At 49.9% G+C, this 16,023-nt stretch carries 17 protein-coding genes; 13 read left to right on the top strand and 4 right to left on the bottom strand.

What is annotated here, in order from left to right; all coding sequences use genetic code 11:
- The first annotated feature begins 264 nt into the window (after positions 1 to 264).
- From BGK46_RS01570 to BGK46_RS01545, 6 genes are all read left to right on the top strand, one after another.
- Complete coding sequence (locus BGK46_RS01570) at positions 265 to 1,818, top strand: methyl-accepting chemotaxis protein (protein ID WP_175418620.1); 1,554 nt, start codon at positions 265 to 267, stop codon at positions 1,816 to 1,818.
- Between the two features lie 16 nt (positions 1,819 to 1,834).
- Positions 1,835 to 2,581, top strand: a complete 747-nt coding sequence (locus BGK46_RS01565) for an SDR family oxidoreductase (RefSeq protein WP_069586721.1) — start codon at positions 1,835 to 1,837, stop codon at positions 2,579 to 2,581.
- Between the two features lie 72 nt (positions 2,582 to 2,653).
- Positions 2,654 to 3,250 carry a DedA family protein gene (locus tag BGK46_RS01560; RefSeq protein ID WP_069586720.1) on the top strand — a complete coding sequence of 199 codons (597 nt, stop codon included), beginning with the start codon at positions 2,654 to 2,656 and terminating at the stop codon, positions 3,248 to 3,250.
- Entirely contained in the window at positions 3,237 to 4,349 is a 1,113-nt protein-coding gene (locus BGK46_RS01555; protein ID WP_069586719.1) for a hypothetical protein, read from the top strand. Before BGK46_RS01560 ends, BGK46_RS01555 begins: the two co-directional genes overlap by 14 nt.
- A 90-nt stretch (positions 4,350 to 4,439) precedes the next feature.
- Positions 4,440 to 4,988, top strand: coding sequence for a hypothetical protein (locus tag BGK46_RS01550; protein ID WP_077454887.1), 549 nt, complete (start codon positions 4,440 to 4,442; stop codon positions 4,986 to 4,988).
- Positions 4,976 to 5,752 carry an NRDE family protein gene (locus BGK46_RS01545; RefSeq protein WP_069586717.1) on the top strand — a complete coding sequence of 259 codons (777 nt, stop codon included), beginning with the start codon at positions 4,976 to 4,978 and terminating at the stop codon, positions 5,750 to 5,752. The genes BGK46_RS01550 and BGK46_RS01545 overlap by 13 nt, the downstream gene beginning before the upstream one ends.
- Here BGK46_RS01545 and BGK46_RS01540 read toward each other — a convergent pair.
- Positions 5,720 to 6,229: an outer membrane beta-barrel protein gene (locus BGK46_RS01540; RefSeq protein WP_084781183.1), complete on the bottom strand. Its 510-nt coding sequence runs from the start codon at positions 6,227 to 6,229 to the stop codon at positions 5,720 to 5,722. The two genes, BGK46_RS01545 and BGK46_RS01540, sit on opposite strands and share 33 nt — an antisense overlap.
- Positions 6,230 to 6,453: 224 nt before the next feature.
- On the opposite strand from BGK46_RS01540, the gene BGK46_RS01535 reads away from it, so the two are divergent.
- The 4 genes from BGK46_RS01535 to BGK46_RS01520 all read left to right on the top strand — a co-directional run bounded on the left by BGK46_RS01535 (position 6,454) and on the right by BGK46_RS01520 (position 10,822).
- Complete coding sequence (locus BGK46_RS01535) at positions 6,454 to 7,041, top strand: nucleoside triphosphate pyrophosphohydrolase family protein (RefSeq protein ID WP_069586715.1); 588 nt, start codon at positions 6,454 to 6,456, stop codon at positions 7,039 to 7,041.
- A gap of 325 nt (positions 7,042 to 7,366) precedes the next feature.
- Positions 7,367 to 8,140 carry an enoyl-ACP reductase FabI gene (gene fabI, locus BGK46_RS01530; RefSeq protein ID WP_069586714.1) on the top strand — a complete coding sequence of 258 codons (774 nt, stop codon included), beginning with the start codon at positions 7,367 to 7,369 and terminating at the stop codon, positions 8,138 to 8,140.
- A 46-nt stretch (positions 8,141 to 8,186) separates the two neighbouring features.
- Positions 8,187 to 9,605, top strand: coding sequence for a bifunctional enoyl-CoA hydratase/phosphate acetyltransferase (locus tag BGK46_RS01525; RefSeq protein ID WP_069586713.1), 1,419 nt, complete (start codon positions 8,187 to 8,189; stop codon positions 9,603 to 9,605).
- Between the two features lie 8 nt (positions 9,606 to 9,613).
- Positions 9,614 to 10,822, top strand: coding sequence for an acetate/propionate family kinase (locus BGK46_RS01520; protein WP_069586712.1), 1,209 nt, complete (start codon positions 9,614 to 9,616; stop codon positions 10,820 to 10,822).
- Here BGK46_RS01520 and BGK46_RS01515 read toward each other — a convergent pair.
- Positions 10,812 to 11,564 carry a substrate-binding periplasmic protein gene (locus tag BGK46_RS01515; protein WP_069586711.1) on the bottom strand — a complete coding sequence of 251 codons (753 nt, stop codon included), beginning with the start codon at positions 11,562 to 11,564 and terminating at the stop codon, positions 10,812 to 10,814. The two genes, BGK46_RS01520 and BGK46_RS01515, sit on opposite strands and share 11 nt — an antisense overlap.
- Positions 11,565 to 11,788: 224 nt before the next feature.
- On the opposite strand from BGK46_RS01515, the gene BGK46_RS01510 reads away from it, so the two are divergent.
- Positions 11,789 to 12,478 (top strand): hypothetical protein, encoded by a 690-nt coding sequence (locus tag BGK46_RS01510; RefSeq protein ID WP_069586795.1) that lies wholly within the window; start codon positions 11,789 to 11,791, stop codon positions 12,476 to 12,478.
- Positions 12,479 to 12,516: 38 nt separating this feature from the next.
- Here the strand turns inward: BGK46_RS01510 and BGK46_RS01505 are convergent, their stop codons facing one another.
- On the bottom strand, positions 12,517 to 13,224 hold the full coding sequence (locus BGK46_RS01505; protein WP_069586794.1) for an SDR family oxidoreductase: 708 nt from the start codon (positions 13,222 to 13,224) through the stop codon (positions 12,517 to 12,519).
- 31 nt (positions 13,225 to 13,255) lie between these two features.
- Complete coding sequence (fabG, locus tag BGK46_RS01500; protein WP_069586710.1) at positions 13,256 to 13,987, bottom strand: 3-oxoacyl-ACP reductase FabG; 732 nt, start codon at positions 13,985 to 13,987, stop codon at positions 13,256 to 13,258.
- A gap of 233 nt (positions 13,988 to 14,220) precedes the next feature.
- On the opposite strand from fabG, the gene BGK46_RS01495 reads away from it, so the two are divergent.
- Complete coding sequence (locus BGK46_RS01495) at positions 14,221 to 14,565, top strand: hypothetical protein (RefSeq protein ID WP_069586709.1); 345 nt, start codon at positions 14,221 to 14,223, stop codon at positions 14,563 to 14,565.
- 305 nt (positions 14,566 to 14,870) lie between these two features.
- Positions 14,871 to 15,956: a 4-hydroxyphenylpyruvate dioxygenase gene (gene hppD / locus BGK46_RS01490; RefSeq protein WP_069586708.1), complete on the top strand. Its 1,086-nt coding sequence runs from the start codon at positions 14,871 to 14,873 to the stop codon at positions 15,954 to 15,956.
- The last annotated feature ends 67 nt before the right edge of the window (positions 15,957 to 16,023 follow it).

The following is a 16,023-nucleotide window of genomic DNA, read 5'->3' as shown; positions in this document are numbered from 1 at the left end:
TGGGAACACAAGGTTTTTCGAATTGTAGTAAGGACTCAGCGATTTTGGCCTATACGGCTTTGGTCTAAATTTGATCTCATTCACCGACTTTGCCAAAAAAGCATGTAATTAGTATGAAATTGTGTACAAAAATAAAGCAAGGCAGAGTGGCGATGTGTTAGTCATGTCAATACAAGCATAGCCACAGATGGCAAGTGACTGAACAGGGATAGGTGACGAATGACAAACAAGGAAACAGTTCCGCTGATAAAGATGATCGTCCCGATGGCAATGATAACGGTGATCATTGCGTTTGGACTCTGGCTAATGGCGCCAATCTCCACCGCAATAATGCTCATTGCCTTGGGGTTACAAACATTACTCAGCATGCTGGTGGTTTGGTTGGAAAGACGGCATGGCCAAAAGGCAACGGATAAGGAGAATGAGCCTGAAACGCATGCCTTACCGGTGGAAACCATCGGACGTTTAGCCAATCGTGCCACGACCAATGCGATGGCAGCGGCGGAAGTGTCGCATTCGGTTGATATTCTCAATACCCACCTCGCGGAGCAGTACGCGGCTGTGGTGGAAATTACTGATACAGCACAGCATATCGAGCAAACCTTAGCACAAAATTGCCAAGCGCAAACCGATGCGGTGGAACAAGTTAGCGCAATGCGTGAGCAAAGCTTGCAGGGATACCATCAGTTGAGCGCGTCGATTGATGAAATGCGCCAAATCAACCAAAAAACAGCGACCACACTTACTCGCATTCAAGCGTTAGATGCCAACGTGAATAAGGTCAGTGATGTCGCCAACGTCATTGATGCAATTGCAGAGCAGACCAATCTGTTGGCGCTCAATGCAGCCATCGAAGCCGCACGTGCCGGTGAGCAGGGGCGAGGCTTCGCCGTAGTCGCCGATGAGGTCCGCCAGCTTGCGCAACGCACCTCTGAAAGTACTACAGAAGTGGCGAGTATCATTCGTCAGATCATGACAGAGTCTGGTGAGGTGATGGAGTACATCCAAGCGCTCTCGACAGATGTGGATACCGGAACCAGTAATGTCGAAAAGGTGGGTCAGCTATTACAGCAGCTTTCTAGCAGTGCCGATACTGTAGAAGAGGCGGTGAAACAAATTGCTGAGGGATCGAGCGCTAACAGTGCTAGCTTAGAGCAAATCGCTGCATCACTCACGCAAGTGCGAAGCGGATTGGAGAGTAGTGATCAGCAAGTGAGTGCATTGACCAAAGAAGCGGAGAGCTTGATGGATACTGCCGAGATGACCAATGCAGTATTTGCAGAATTATCGGATGCCAGCCCTCACCAGCGTTTCTTCGCTGCCGCCTGTGCATGTCGTGATCGTATTCAAGAGGCCTTTGAGGAGGCGGTTCGCAGTGGCACGATTAGCCAATCCGATCTGTTCGACCGTCAGTATCAACCCATTGCCAATACGGATCCGCAAAAATATACCACGCGTTTTGATGCCTTTTGTGATCGCCTCTTACCCCCCATTCAAGAGCCGATTTTAGAGCAAGATGACCACATTGTTTATGTGATTGCGAATGATACCAATGGCTATGTACCTACACATAATCAGCGATTTTGTCAGCCTCTTACCGGTGATTATGCGCAAGATATCGCCGGTAACCGTACAAAACGCTTATTTGACGACCGAACAGGTAGGCGTTGTGGGCAACATACTGATACCATGCTGTTGCAGACCTATAAACGTGACACAGGTGAAGTGATGCATGATTTGTCTGTTCCTCTTTTTGTCGGTGGTCGACACTGGGGAGCGGTGAGAATGGGGTATCATCCGCCTGTGTCTGCGGATTAAGCGAAAAGGAGTAGCAATGAATCCAGTTGCGATTGTAACCGGGGCAAGCGGCGGCATCGGCCGAGAGACCGCAAAGTTGTTAGCACAGCGTGGCTATGCCATCTGTATTAACTATCTAAGCAACAGTGAATCTGCATTTGAGTTGGTTGATGAACTCCAAGCCATTGGTGTAAACGCAATTGCGGTTCAAGCCGATGTCTCGACCGAGGAAGGCGTAACACGTTTGTTCAGCGAAGCGGATAACCGCTTAGGTAATGTCACAGCGCTGGTCAATAACGCGGGTATTATGCAGCCTCAGTCTTCGGTCAGTGGGATGGATGCGGCGCGCATCAACGCGATGTTTCAGGCCAACGTGACCAGTGCGTTTTTGTGTTGCCGTGAAGCCGTCTTGCGTATGTCGCAATCGCGTGGCGGACGTGGCGGGGCGATTGTTAATGTATCGTCTGCTGCGGTAAAAACTGGCTCGCCAAACGAGTATGTTGATTACGCGGCGACGAAAGCTGCACTCGATACGTTAACCATTGGCTTGGCGAAAGAGGTTGGACGCGAAGGTATTCGTGTTAATGCTGTGCGCCCGGGTCCGATTGATACCAATATGCATGCTGCCGGTGGTGAGCCTGATCGCGTCGCCCGCGTCGCGGACAATATTCCATTGGGGCGAGGGGGCTCAACATTGGAAGTGGCCGAGATGATTGCCTGGCTGTTGTCGGACAGCGCCTCATACTCAACTGGCAGCCTCTTTGATGTTGCAGGCGGTATGTAATCACGTTTTTCTAATCATTTGTCGGCGAGCGTGTCTATCTGCTGTCTATGTTTAATAGAGAGGAGTTCGCCGATGATCGAGAGTTTGATACCCAGTTTGGCGACATGGTCGCCGCTGGGTTTATTTTTTCTTATTATTGCCACGTCATACTTACTAGAAGACGCTGCTATCGCGTTGGCGGCATATATTGCGGTACAGAGCTTGCTGCCGTGGCCGTCTGCGTTATTGGCAATCTTTATTGGCATTGCCAGCGGTGATATGGCTTTGTACTTACTGGGTCTTTATGCGCGGCGGTATCGAGGTTTACGGGCTCGCTTACTGACGCAAAAAGGGGTAAGAAGAGCGCGCCATGCACTCCGCCGCCAACTGTTCCTCAACTTATTCCTAATCCGCTTTATCCCAGGTTTACGGACCGTCGCTTATAGCCTCAGTGGTTTCCTCTCCATTTCGGTAGTGATATTTGCCCTCGCGGTTGGTGTAGCGACAGCGTGCTGGACCGGATTGATCTTCTGGGGAGCATTTGAGATTGAGCATAATCCTTGGTTGGCAGAGCGGCAGCTGACTGGCTGGGCGTTTTTAGTCGCAGTCGTTGGACTGGTGCTGGTGAACCGATTTTTACGCCGCAGAGCATTGCCAAAATTAACAAAGAGGCAGTATGACCAAGTCTAAATCGGTACTGACCGGACAAACGGGTATGCCAGATTATCCTGTTGTACGTACGTCGGGGTGGTTTGAGTTCTTACCCGCTTGGGCGTTTTATACCCCTGTCGTCGCGCAATCTATCGTACTTGCAGCCTACTACCGCAGTATGACTGTCCCTTTATTGGCCAACCCTGGCATTTTTTTATCTGGCATGGTGGGGGAGGCGAAATCAGATATTTTTGCACTCGCAGGGGACGTGGCGCACCAATATATCGCCCCTTATGTGTGTTGGCAGAAACCTGAAGGTGTGGATTCAACAAGTCTGTCGTTACTGCAGCAGAAGCTAGCGCAACAAGCGATTAGTTTTCCATTGGTTGCTAAACCGGATAAAGGGTGTCGAGGCGCCGGTGTGCAATACATCGATAGTGAGCGCAAACTGCATCGTTACATTGAGGCTTTCCCGACCCACCGTAAGATTATTTTTCAAGCGCTTGCCCCTTATCCTGCCGAGGCGGGGATCTTTTATCTGCGATATCCCGGTGAGGCGACCGGTGAGATTATCTCTCTGGGGCTAAAGTATTTGCCATCAGTAATAGGCGATGGGGTGTCTACGCTAAAAACGCTGATTGAACAGCATGCTGATATTGGTACACGTGCCCACTTATACCATGCTCGTCATCAACACCGACTCGATACGGTGATCGCAAAGGGAGAGCGGGTGACCTTGGCATTTTCTGGTAGCCACTGTCGAGGTGCGCTATTTAAACAGGGCGCACACTATGTGACACCTGAACTGCGGGCAAAGATGGACGAGATTGCCAACGACATTGATGGTTTTTACTTTGGCCGTTTTGATATCAAGTTTCGTGACATTTCGTCGCTAATGAAAGGAGAGACGTTGTGCATCGTGGAAATCAATGGTGCCAGTAGCGAGCCAGTACATATCTGGGACAGTGACAGCAGTTATTGCGAAGCAGTACGTGCCTTGATGAGTCAGTATCGCCACCTTTACCGGATTGGCGCGGCGTGGCGGCGGCAAGGTTATACACCGCCCTCGTTACGGGTACTGCTGAATGCTTGGCGCGAGGAACGACAATGGATGACGCGCTATCCACAAACTGATTAAACGGCATGACTTCTGCTAGGTATGGATGGGATCAGGACAGCGCAGGATGACAGATCCCACTGACTGTCAAACTGTACTAAGGTAATGAGTATGCATTGTTCTCTTAACGAAGAAGATCGCGCCGTGATTCGCGGCAACTTAGACGTGATTGGCCAAGCGCTGAAGCTCCTCGAAAGCCTCTCTGATACCACGTACAGCCAGAAGAAAGCAGATGGCTTTACTAGCACCATCGGTCAGCATATGCGTCATGCGCTTGATGTGTATGTGGCACTCAAGCAAGGGGAAGCCTGTGGTGATATCGATGCCGATAGGCGTCGGCGTGGGCATCTGGTTGAGCACGACCGGCAGATGGCACGCAAAGAGTGGCAATGGCTTGCCGAGTGGCTAGAGTCTCTCTCTCATCAACAACTGCATCGCCCCGTGCATATTTCTACCCAAGTGACCTTATATGCCACCAATACGGTGTGCCTTTCTACCACAGTGATGCGCGAGCTTATTGTGGTAGCCAGTCATGCCACGCATCATTTTGCTATGATCCGCAGTGCTGCCTATGAACTTGGTGAAGTTTTGGATGAACATATAGGTGTCGCGGCCGCGACCGCAAGTTACGAGCGAGATCAGCTTCGATGTGCACGTTAACTTGGCAGGCTTCACAGGATGGGATAGACCTGTTCTTCAATCGTGATGAAGCGCGAGGCCGCAGTCGTGCGCTACCACCCAAGACCTATCAATTGGATCAGACTCAGGTATTGATGCCTATCGACCCGGACGGTATGGGGACATGGATTGCAGCCAACGAGTTTGGCGTGATTGTCTGTCTACTGAATGATTACCAGCATGCCCAAACGGTTGCGCCACGATTAAGCCGAGGGCAGTTGGTCAAAGCGTTAGCGGTTTGCACCGATCTGGATGACATTGCGAACGCGTTGCCAATCGATGCGTTGCGCGATTTTGCTCCCTTTTTGCTGCTCGGTTTTGCAGTCGATGGCCTATCAGATAAGACACACGGCTCGGAGGTTGTTCCTCGGGCTTGGCGATGGAACGGTCAGACGTTGCGGCGTGTTGACTGCCAGCCGCCAGTGGTTTCCTCTGCGATTGATATTGATACCACCACAAACATGCGAACCCACTATTTAAGGCAAATGGGCGGCACAGTGCCGACCCAACAGCAACTGCTGGCGTATCACCGCAGCCATTTGCCCGAGCGTGGTCGTGCGTCAGTGTGCATGCACAGGGAGGATGCCAGCACAGTGAGTTTGACGCATGTACACATCGGCGCCGATGGTATCACCATGTATTACTACGACGGAGCGCCATGCTTGGTCGAGACACCGCAAGCGGCGTATCTACCGCTTGTGAGAAACTATGATTTAAAAGCCAATACTGGTACCGACGGTCACTGAACTGGTTTCAGCATCACCGCGGTCGGCATAGGTCAGTTCGAAGGCTAGCCCTGGCCCAGTGGTGGTATTGAGCTTGACCCCAACCGTTCCTGTCGCTCCCCAGCCAATGTCTTTTTCACTGCCAAACTCCGTACGGTAGTAGTTGGCACCACCACGCAAATAGAAGCTGCCCATTTCGCCTGGTACGGTGAACTGGAGACTAAGAGGAATGTATGATGTCTTTAGTGTTCTCTCTATTCCATTACTGTCTTCAAAATCTGCGGTGGTTTGACCGTACCCGGTATACAAGCTGCTGTACTCCGTTAGTCTGAGCGTGCCGTTCGCTTCCCATGTATGGCCGGTTTCTGTCTGTCCTGCATATTTTACACTCGTCGTACTGGCACTCGCACCGATGCTAAGCGGAGAGGTTTGAGCGGTTGCGCTGGTTGCGATCAGCGCGCTTGTACATAGCACGGCAAGCGGCATCAGTTTTTTCATCGTCAGATCCTTTTAACAGGTTGCAAGCCTAAGCCTGATTGTCACCATTATAAGAAGCTAACGGCAATCGTATCGAAACCTTGAATGAATTTTGTGCGCTAGGTGAGGACGAACGTAAAGTTTCCCATCAAGCGATTTTATCCATCCGCAAGCAGTGCTATTGTATGGCCCCTTGTGTACGGGCATGGCTATCATGCGTATTTGTTTATCAAAGGGTCCGAGAAATGAAATTTGCTGTTCTTGATCAAGCGCTATACGACCACCTTTATCGTGATATCGAAGCGTTTCGTAACACGTTTGATCTTCCTTGTAACGATGCTGCGTCATTGGACGAGAAAGCGGACGATCTGCACACGGCGTTAGCGGTGGAAGAAATGACAGAGCTCGCGGAAGCGGACTCATTGGTTGAACAGGTAGATGCCATTGTTGATAGCGTGTATGTACTGATGGGCCGTGCAGTACAGATGGGCTCACGCGGATACCGTGACCAGTTAGAGGTGAGCTACCTCATTGATATATTATTGCAAATCGCTAATCGTCTCGGTATTGACTTTGTGACCTGTTGGGATGAAGTGCACAGCAGCAACATGAGTAAGGTATGCCGTAACGAAGGTGAATTTGCAGATACCCAAGCATTTTATGCCAACAAAGGCATTGATGTGGTCGCCAGCCCTAAGGCCGATGGCATTATTGCCAAGTGTGCCAAAGATGTCACGGTCGAAGGTAAATTAATCCGTGAAGGTAAGGTCATGAAGTCGGTTTACTACCGTCCTGCCGATCTCGCAAAATGTGTGATGGCAGAACTAGCCTAAATTCTGTTAAGCACATCGTTATTACGCCACCGCTTTGTCGGTGGCGTTTTTGTATTTAGCCTATTGTGTATCCTTGATCTGACTAGAGCATTGACTCTGCTCTAATACATGGCCGTTTTTGTTTGTCATCAAAAATTAGCAAAGGTGTCTGCCTTTTTAGCGTAAAATGCGTCTTATTCCCTTCGTGACTTTTGCTACATCCCCTGATTTGGGTCTAAATTGAAAACTTGCGACTGACATAAAATCTTTCAGTCCGTTTAGTGCAATCACTCAATACTGGGTGAGCACTAAACCAATCTTGCAACACAAAGGTAGGGAGAACACTGTGACCAATCTATTCTCACTTGAAGGTAAAGTCGGCATTGTTGCTGGGCTTGCCAATGAGAACAGTATCGCGTTTGGCTGTGCAAAAGCATTGCAGCAAGCCGGCGCAGAAGTGCTGGTGAGCTATGGTACATCGAAAGCGGAGCGTTTCGTTGAGCCTTTGCGTGGCGAGATGGGGGATCCGGAGTTGATGCTTTGTGACGTCCAAGACGATGACCAACTCGATGCCTTATTTGAGCGCGCTAAACAAAAATGGGGGCGGATAGATTTTGTGGTTCACTCTATCGCCTTCGCACCGCTCGAGGACTTACACGGTCGTGTGGTGGATTGCTCGCGCGATGGCTTTTCACTGGCAATGGATATTTCTTGTCACTCATTTATTCGGATGGCGAAGCGTGCGGAGCCTTTGATGCCAGAAGGCGGCGCACTCTTTAATATGTCCTACTATGGGGCCGATAAGGCGGTGGATAACTACAACATGATGGGGCCGGTAAAAGCTGCCTTAGAGTCTGCTACCCGCTATTTGGCGGCTGAGTTGGGGCCGCAGGGCATACGTGTCCACGCCATTTCACCGGGGCCGATTCGTACCCGTGCAGCATCTGGACTTAAAGAATTCGAGGCCTTAGCCGTCGACGGTGAAACGCGATCACCATTGCGTCGTTTAGCCACGGTGCAAGATGTAGGGAGTGCGGTGGTTTACCTTGCCTCAGATGCGGGACGTGCTTTGACGGGGCTCACCCATTACGTAGACGCGGGACACCACTTACGTTTTTAATTAGCGTTTACGATTTGACTGATTCGATTCATTGAAGGAGTCCACTATGACAGGGACACATAACGAGGAGGTCATCGAGAATAAGACGTACGATGAGATTTCAGTAGGCGATGAAGCCTTTTTAGAAAAGCGCCTGACCATGGAAGACATTAAGCTGTTTGCCATCATGTCAGGGGATGTCAACCCGGCCCATGTGGATGATGATTTTGCCAAAAGTAGCCGTTTCCAAGAGATCATCGCTCATGGGATGTGGGGCGGTGCACTGATCTCAACGGTGCTCGGCACACAGTTGCCGGGGCCGGGGACCGTATATCTTGGCCAAACACTGGCATTTAAAGCACCAGTGATGCTGGGAGACGTGCTGCGCGTTGCCGTTCGTGTTGATCAAATGGACGATAAACGTCACCACATTGTGTTCGCTTGCCGATGTGAAAACCAACGTGGTGATATAGTGATTGATGGCGAGGCACGTGTGCTTGCGCCCACAAAGAAGGTCCGGCGCCAGCGAGCTGTGCTCCCCGAAATCCGTTTAACGGAACGCGGACAACTGCACGCTATCTTGACCGCGGCAGATCATCCGGATCCTATGCGCACGGCTGTCGTCCACCCAGTGGACGACAGTGCTATCCGTGGCGCAGTGGCTTCAGCAAAACAGCAATTAATCATTCCTACCTTGGTGGGCCCTCGCGATAAGATCATGGCCGCGGCGGACAAAGCCGAGCTGGATATCAGTGAGTTTGACATTGTCGACGCACCGCACAGTCATGCAGCAGCCGAAAAAGCTGTGGCGATGGCGCGCTCTGGTGAAATTGAAGCCCTAATGAAAGGCGCGTTGCATACTGACGAGTTGCTTCATGAAGTGGTCAAGCGTGAAGGTGGACTGAGAACGGAACGCTGCCTGAGCCATGTGATGGCATTTGATGTGCCGACCTACCCGCGCCCTCTATTTATTACCGATGCGGCGATTAATATTTATCCAGGCCTTGCCCAAAAGCGCGATATTATTCAAAACGCGATTGAGCTAGCCCATGCAATTGGCAACACCAACCCCAAAGTGGCCATTCTCTCGGCGGTTGAAACCATTAACCCGAAAATTAACTCCACCCTGGACGCTGCGGCGTTGTGCAAGATGGCAGAGCGCGGCCAGATTATTGGGGGCGAATTAGACGGGCCGCTGGCGTTTGACAGTGCGGTGTCTGAAGTGTCCCGTGCGACCAAGAATATTCACTCCACCGTGGCGGGCTGTGCCGACATTCTCGTGGCCCCCGACCTCGAAGCGGCCAATATGTTGATGAAACAGCTGAGCTATCTTGCCGATGCTACCGGCGCGGGTGTCGTCGTGGGCGCACGTGTGCCCATTATGCTCACCAGCCGAGCGGATGATGCACTCACGCGAATTGCATCAAGTGCGTTAGCTTTATTATTGGCTGAGCATCAAAGAAAGACATTACAGACCCGAGTCTAGGCGGTGCAATGGGTAAAATATTAGTGATTAATAGTGGCTCATCGAGCTTGAAGTTTGCATTGTTTGATACAGCGGGCCCCGTGGATTCGGGGCCCGGTTCATCGGTTCACGCGCTAGTAAAGGGGCAGTTTTCAGGGCTTGGGACCGATCGCTATGATGTATCCATGACCCGTCATAAGTCGGGGATCAGCGCGGTCTCCCCGGGTTCTGCGCCGGACCATCATGCTGCCGTTGCGTCGTTACTTATCTGGTTAGAACGCCAAGGGCTGCTGGACGATATTGTCGCGGTTGGGCATCGTGTCGTGCATGGCGGTCAGCACTTTCATCAAGCGACTCAGCTGGATGAGCATAAAGTGGCGTTGTTGGAAGCGTTAACGCCGCTTGCCCCTTTGCATCAACCTTACAGTCTTGCCCCGATTAAGATACTCGGCGAGCGATTGCCTGAACTGGTACAAATTGCGTGTTTTGACACAGCGTTTCATGCTCATCAGCCGCTCGAAGCAAAACAATTCGCTTTACCTTACGCGATGTTCGATCGAGGCTTTCAGCGTTACGGCTTTCATGGTCTTTCCTACGACTATATAACGCGGCGCTTGCCAACCATTATCCCTGATTTTAATCATGACGCGCGTGTGGTTGTGGCACATTTGGGGAATGGTGCAAGCTTATGTGCTATCCAAGCCGGAACTAGCCTTGCTTCTACCATGGGGTTCACAGCGCTGGAAGGCTTACCGATGGGGACACGCTGTGGGTCAATCGATGCGGGCTTGGTGCTACATTTGATTGCGCAAGAGGGAATGACGATTGACGAGGTAACGACGTTACTCTACAAGGAGTCAGGGCTTCTAGGCTTGTCTGGCATTAGCAGTGATATGCGTGCCTTGCTGAATAGTGACCGACCCAGAGCGCAGCAAGCGGTCACACATTATTGCTATCGTATTGCGCGTGAAATTGGCAGTTTATCGGCAGCGTTAGGTGGGTTGGATCATATTGTCTTTACTGCTGGGATTGGCGAGCACGCCGCGCCAGTACGAGAGCAGGTAGCGGCCCATTGCCAGTGGCTGGGAGTGGATTTAGATGGCGAGGCGAATCAAGCCAACCAATCTTGTATTTCGAGCACCACGAGTCGAGTCGGGATTTGGGTGATCCCGACCGATGAAGAGCAAGTGATCGCGGAAGACTGCCTCACCATGTATCAAAAGACGCTCACTCATTAGGACGTAAATAATCACGCTTCATCGATTCAATCTGCCCAGAATCCATCATCTGTGCAATTGTGTCACTGAGCTGAGCGACTGCCTCCGCATGGTGAGATTTTTTTGATAGCACTATGTAGGCGTTAATCGGCTCAGAAAATAGGAGTGGCTGCTTTTCGAGCACGCGATTGGTATCGAGGCGGCTAACCAAATAATCGAGTTGGTATTCCTCACCGATGACTGCATTGGCGCGTTGATTGATGAGTTGTTTAATCGCAAACAAGGTTTGACTGACAGGACGTGTCTGAATGTTCTTATCTTGACTGAACTCGTCTGGGAAATGCGCGCCGCGCTCAATCGTAATTTGAAGGGGATAGAGCTGCTGTTTCGTCGTTATGGCACGCATATCCCCCTTGTGTGTGTAAATGACATAATCAAGGTTGGTGCGGTAAGCGGGGGTTAAATAATGCAAATAGCCCTCACGATCCGCCGTTCTGAGCACATTCGTCGCAATATCCGCTTCGCCCTGTTCGAGCAATTTCAGACACCGTTTCCACGAACACTTCAGCATGTTGATCTTAAATCCTGCCTTGTCCGCGAGTGCAGTGATTATCTCGACATCAATACCTTGGTAGGGATAGGTCTGGGTATCTGTCCAAGGCGGCCAGTGTGGGACCGCATAGGTTAGTGTTTTTTCTGTGTTGGCCGCCGCCCCATGTATCAGTTGCATAGCGACGAGGACGGCAAAAAGTAGGTACTTCATCAGGGATACTACGTTTTGATATTTCTATTAGTATAGTCAATGGATGCCTAATGGATGCCTATGTAAAGCCTGCGATAGTTAGTTGTTTTTAGATGATTTAATCACAACAGGGTCTGCAAGACACACCAAAATGTGACATTGCATACAAGATTTTTTGTTGATGCGCACCGTGTAAAATTAAATCGGTATTCTATCGCCGGACAAAGAACGCAAGGATGTTTTTTATGATGCGCTGGGTATGGATGAGCTTAGTGGTGCTCAGCCTCACAGGGTGTGCGCAAAAACTGGGCAGACCCTTCGATATTAAAAATCTCGCTAAGTCAGACATGGATTTGATCACGGATATCCATATAGCGGAAATTCGCGATCTGACTGAGCAATTAATCGTAAAACTCTACAAGCGTAATCCGCGAGAGCTTAGAAAAGTACCGGGAATGACGATCGAAAAGCGTGTTGCTCAGCTCATGGCTGAGAAACGTCCTGAAAACGGCTTTCGTGAGCTGGGTGGCATGGATGGGATTGCGCTGTTACCACTGGCGTTTTCTAGCGAGTTTAGAGGCGACCGGGTATTTGCGTTGATGGCGGGTGTTACCGGCATGATCAGTGCGAGTTACAATCACCAACTAGAATTTTTCTTGCTTGACGATATTGATCAGCAAAAGCTTTATAACTGTGCGCGCAATCTCGAAAAAGTGGCTTGGTTATTGAACAACGAGAAAGATGATAACGGCGAGCTGCTTTTACTGAGTAACGGTGTGGGTAAAAATGGTGTGCCTAATTACAGCTATGAGCGCTTGTTTAGTCAGATGATCCTCATTCAGGACATGATGGCGGTCATGGTCGCCGACAGTACCAATCGCCATATCAATCAAGTCGTGCATAGCATGGCATCCATGACATTCTTCCCGATTTAATGGGATTGTCTAAGGCGGCTTTGGCGCCGCCTAAAGCCTTACCAGCCAATCTCTTTGCCTTGATAATCGATAAAACTGCCGTTTTGGCTATCGGTCAGGGTATCCAGCACCTGCTTCAATCCCTGAGCGGACTCTTGAGCGTTAATCAGTGCATTGGGTCCACCCATCTGTGTTTGTACCCAGCCAGGGTGCAACGCAACCGCACGAATACCTTGGTCGCGAAGATCGATGGAAAGACTCTTGATCACTGCATTCAGCGCTGCTTTCGAACTTCGATAGATGTAACCGCCCCCTGATTGGTTGTCGCTCATACTGCCAACTTTGGAGGAAAGAAAAGCAAAAATGGGTGTGTGACCACTGTGACGAGCCTTGATGAGATGTGGCGTAAAGTGCTCGGCAATGACGAGTGGTGCAATAGTGTTCACTTCTAAAACATCGCGCCATGTGGCCGTGTCGACTTCACCGAATGCGTAGCCTTTGGGACCATAGAGCCCAGCATTGTTGATCAACAAATGGATGGGGACGTCGCTCAGCTCTGTTGCGAGCTGCTGCACGGCGGCGTGGTCTGTCACGTCGAGTGCATGGGTTGAGAGCGTGGTATAGCGGTTTTTAAGTGTCATTAAATGAGGGGCAGAGCCGGGAAAACGGCAGCAAGCAATTACTTGCCAGCCGTGTTCTAGGTACAACTCTGTTAACGCGAGTCCGATGCCCCGGTTTGCGCCCGTAATGAAAAGTGTTGGCGTCATGCATACCTCTAAATGGTTGGCGTTGCCACCATTATATGACCAATCCGCCATCGACTTTAAGTGTTTGACCGGTAATAAAGCTCGCCTTATCACTGGCTAAAAAGCAGATAGCGTCAGCAATATCCTGAGCCGTTCCCATTCGGCCCAATGGTGTCTTGGCTTTCATCATATCAATCACCTTCTCGGGCAGGTTGGCTGTCATCGGTGTCTCGATAAAACCAGGCGCGACACAGTTGGCGCGTATTTTTGCACCGTGGCGAGAGAGCTCTTTGGACCATGTTTTAGTCATGGCGATCACACCCCCTTTTGAGGCCGCATAATTGGTTTGACCGATATTGCCGTCTGTCCCCACCACAGATGACAGTGTCACAATCGCGCCTTTTTCTTGCTCTAACATCAGCGGAGCAATGGCTTGGGTGATGGAGAATACCCCTTTAAGATTGACATCAATGACAGCATCCCAATCACTTTCTGTCATTTTGGTAAGTAGGTTGTCGCGGGTAATCCCAGCGTTGTTCACCAACACATCGACAGGCGCATTTTGTTGGTGCAATGTTTGCACCCAACTGGAAACAGCGTCACGATCACACACATTGAGTGCGACGGGTTGAATAATCGCATGGTCTTGCCAATCGGTCATTGCATCCATGTTGAGATCGATGGCGTAGATTTTCTCCGCACCTTGTGCAATGAAAGTTTCAACAATCGCGCGCCCAATTCCTTGGGCAGCGCCGGTAATGACACAATGTTTTCCTGCTAGCATCTGTGTGCTCCTTTTTGGGTGACACCTCACGTCTTCTATAACTACAACGCAAAGCGGTGAGGAATCGATCAGTAATTTCTTGGGCATCTGTATTGCCTAAGGCCCTGCTTACATTCGATAAGCTTGCAACAACTAGGCCATGCACTACTCTGTCTATGATAAATTGGCATATCAATTTGTGGGCGGATAGGCTAAAATTTAATCAAGATGTCACCTTGTTTGAGAGAGGACCTATGCCGACGTCAATCAATTCGCAACCTTTGGCGCAGCAATATATGCAGCGTCAGCGCGATCGTCAGGACGATCAGGTCAATGGCGGTCTCAATAACTCAATGAGCGTGCAAGAGCGTGCTGAACTGATCCGCAAAGAGCGTGAAGAACAAAAAGAAGCCGCTGCATCCGGCGAGCAACGCGAAGAAAAACGTGATTATCAGTCGCTGATCGATCGCGTTGCTGAGCAAGAAGCACAAAAGTCAAAAATGGACGCTTACAACCAGCGTCAGCAAGCGCTAATGGAGCAAGTTGAAAAGACGATCACGCCGAATGCGCAACAAACAAGCTACAGTTTGAAAGTGTGACACTCTTCATCTCTTTTCTGCTGTCAAAGGCCGCTACATGAGCGGCCTTTTTGCTTTTTAGGACAGCGGTGTTTGCGTTTTAGTTTGCATAAATGTAAATGAAATGTTTGCGTGGGTGGGTTTCTTTACACTTTAAAGAGAGTGTATCACCCAGATAAACCGCTAATTATCGCATTGGCGCATGACTGTTCATAAAAGATGACAACTTTGGTTAACATTTGAGTAACCTTTTGTCGGTGGTGTCATGCTAGTGCTTCCTCTTTGACGGTGCTAATTCTATTGGCATGAACAAGGAGGAAGCAATTATGACGACCACTATGCAAGCGCCCGTCAAAACCATTAATCCACTGGGCACGGACGGATTTGAGTTTGTTGAGTACACGGCGCCGGATCAAGCGGGCATTGATGCACTGAAAAATCTATTTTCATTGATGGGTTTTGCGGAAATCGCCAAACATAAGCACAAGCAGGTTTGGCTGTATCGTCAAGGCGACACCAACTTTATTGTCAATGGTGAGCCCGAGTCACAAGCACAAGGCTTTGCCAAAAAGCACGGGGCGAGTGTCAATGCAATGGCATTTCGTGTCCAAGATGCCGTGCATGCGATTGCCTATGCTGCAAAGCAAGGCGCCAAGGTGGTTGAACCAAGCATTGGTCCGATGGAGTTAAGCATTCCAGCGGTTTATGGCATTGGTGACTCGCTGCTTTACTTTGTTGATCGCTATGGCGATCAAAGCATCTATGAAGTTGACTTTGATTTCTACAACGACTGGCAATCACGTCTCAAAGAGGCTGACGCTGGCTTAAAAGTGATTGATCACTTAACCCATAATGTTGACATCGGCAATATGGATGTCTGGGCCGACTTTTATGACCGTATCGCGAACTTTAAAGAAATCCGCTTCTTCGATATTGAAGGGAAAAAGACGGGATTGAAATCACGTGCTCTCACCGCGCCATGTGGAAAAATCCGTATTCCCATCAACGAATCAAGCGATGACAAATCGCAAATCGCGGAATACTTAAAAGAGTACAACGGTGAAGGCATTCAACATATCGCACTGACGACAGACAATATTTACGAGACAGTCCGCACGTTGCGTCAACGTGGTATGGCATTTATGGACACGCCAGATACCTACTATGAAAAGATCAATGAACGCGTGAAAGGGCATGAAGAAAGCATCGACGAGCTTCGTGATACCCGAGTACTGATTGATGGTGATGTTGATAGCGGTATCTTGCTGCAGATTTTCACCAACACGGTTATCGGCCCGGTGTTTTTTGAAATCATTCAGCGCAAGGGTAACCAAGGTTTTGGTGAGGGTAACTTCAAAGCCTTGTTCGAATCTATCGAATTGGATCAAATGCGTCGAGGCGTATTGGATTAACCAGACAGGTGAATTTAAACTTTCTGCTGTAGGCGCTCTTCAAGGGCGCCTTTTTTGTCTACTTATC

Origin of the sequence: Salinivibrio sp. SS2 (assembly GCF_001722075.1) — a bacterium.
Classification (GTDB): Bacteria; Pseudomonadota; Gammaproteobacteria; order Enterobacterales; family Vibrionaceae; genus Salinivibrio; species Salinivibrio proteolyticus.
The sequence above is the reverse complement of the archived record's forward strand: the minus strand, read 5'-3'. Positions and strand labels throughout refer to the sequence as shown.

Bases quoted from the DNA above. Each gene is read 5' to 3' on its own strand.
- BGK46_RS01570 (WP_175418620.1), top strand. From the start codon at position 265: ATGGCAATGATAACGGTGATCATTGCGTTTGGACTCTGGCTAATGGCG.
- BGK46_RS01565 (WP_069586721.1), top strand. From the start codon at position 1,835: ATGAATCCAGTTGCGATTGTAACCGGGGCAAGCGGCGGCATCGGCCGA.
- BGK46_RS01560 (WP_069586720.1), top strand. From the start codon at position 2,654: ATGATCGAGAGTTTGATACCCAGTTTGGCGACATGGTCGCCGCTGGGT.
- BGK46_RS01555 (WP_069586719.1), top strand. From the start codon at position 3,237: ATGACCAAGTCTAAATCGGTACTGACCGGACAAACGGGTATGCCAGAT.
- BGK46_RS01550 (WP_077454887.1), top strand. From the start codon at position 4,440: ATGCATTGTTCTCTTAACGAAGAAGATCGCGCCGTGATTCGCGGCAAC.
- BGK46_RS01545 (WP_069586717.1), top strand. From the start codon at position 4,976: ATGTGCACGTTAACTTGGCAGGCTTCACAGGATGGGATAGACCTGTTC.
- BGK46_RS01540 (WP_084781183.1), bottom strand. From the start codon at position 6,229: ATGAAAAAACTGATGCCGCTTGCCGTGCTATGTACAAGCGCGCTGATC.
- BGK46_RS01535 (WP_069586715.1), top strand. From the start codon at position 6,454: ATGAAATTTGCTGTTCTTGATCAAGCGCTATACGACCACCTTTATCGT.
- BGK46_RS01525 (WP_069586713.1), top strand. From the start codon at position 8,187: ATGACAGGGACACATAACGAGGAGGTCATCGAGAATAAGACGTACGAT.
- BGK46_RS01520 (WP_069586712.1), top strand. From the start codon at position 9,614: ATGGGTAAAATATTAGTGATTAATAGTGGCTCATCGAGCTTGAAGTTT.
- BGK46_RS01515 (WP_069586711.1), bottom strand. From the start codon at position 11,564: ATGAAGTACCTACTTTTTGCCGTCCTCGTCGCTATGCAACTGATACAT.
- BGK46_RS01510 (WP_069586795.1), top strand. From the start codon at position 11,789: ATGATGCGCTGGGTATGGATGAGCTTAGTGGTGCTCAGCCTCACAGGG.
- BGK46_RS01505 (WP_069586794.1), bottom strand. From the start codon at position 13,224: ATGACGCCAACACTTTTCATTACGGGCGCAAACCGGGGCATCGGACTC.
- fabG (WP_069586710.1), bottom strand. From the start codon at position 13,987: ATGCTAGCAGGAAAACATTGTGTCATTACCGGCGCTGCCCAAGGAATT.
- BGK46_RS01495 (WP_069586709.1), top strand. From the start codon at position 14,221: ATGCCGACGTCAATCAATTCGCAACCTTTGGCGCAGCAATATATGCAG.
- hppD (WP_069586708.1), top strand. From the start codon at position 14,871: ATGACGACCACTATGCAAGCGCCCGTCAAAACCATTAATCCACTGGGC.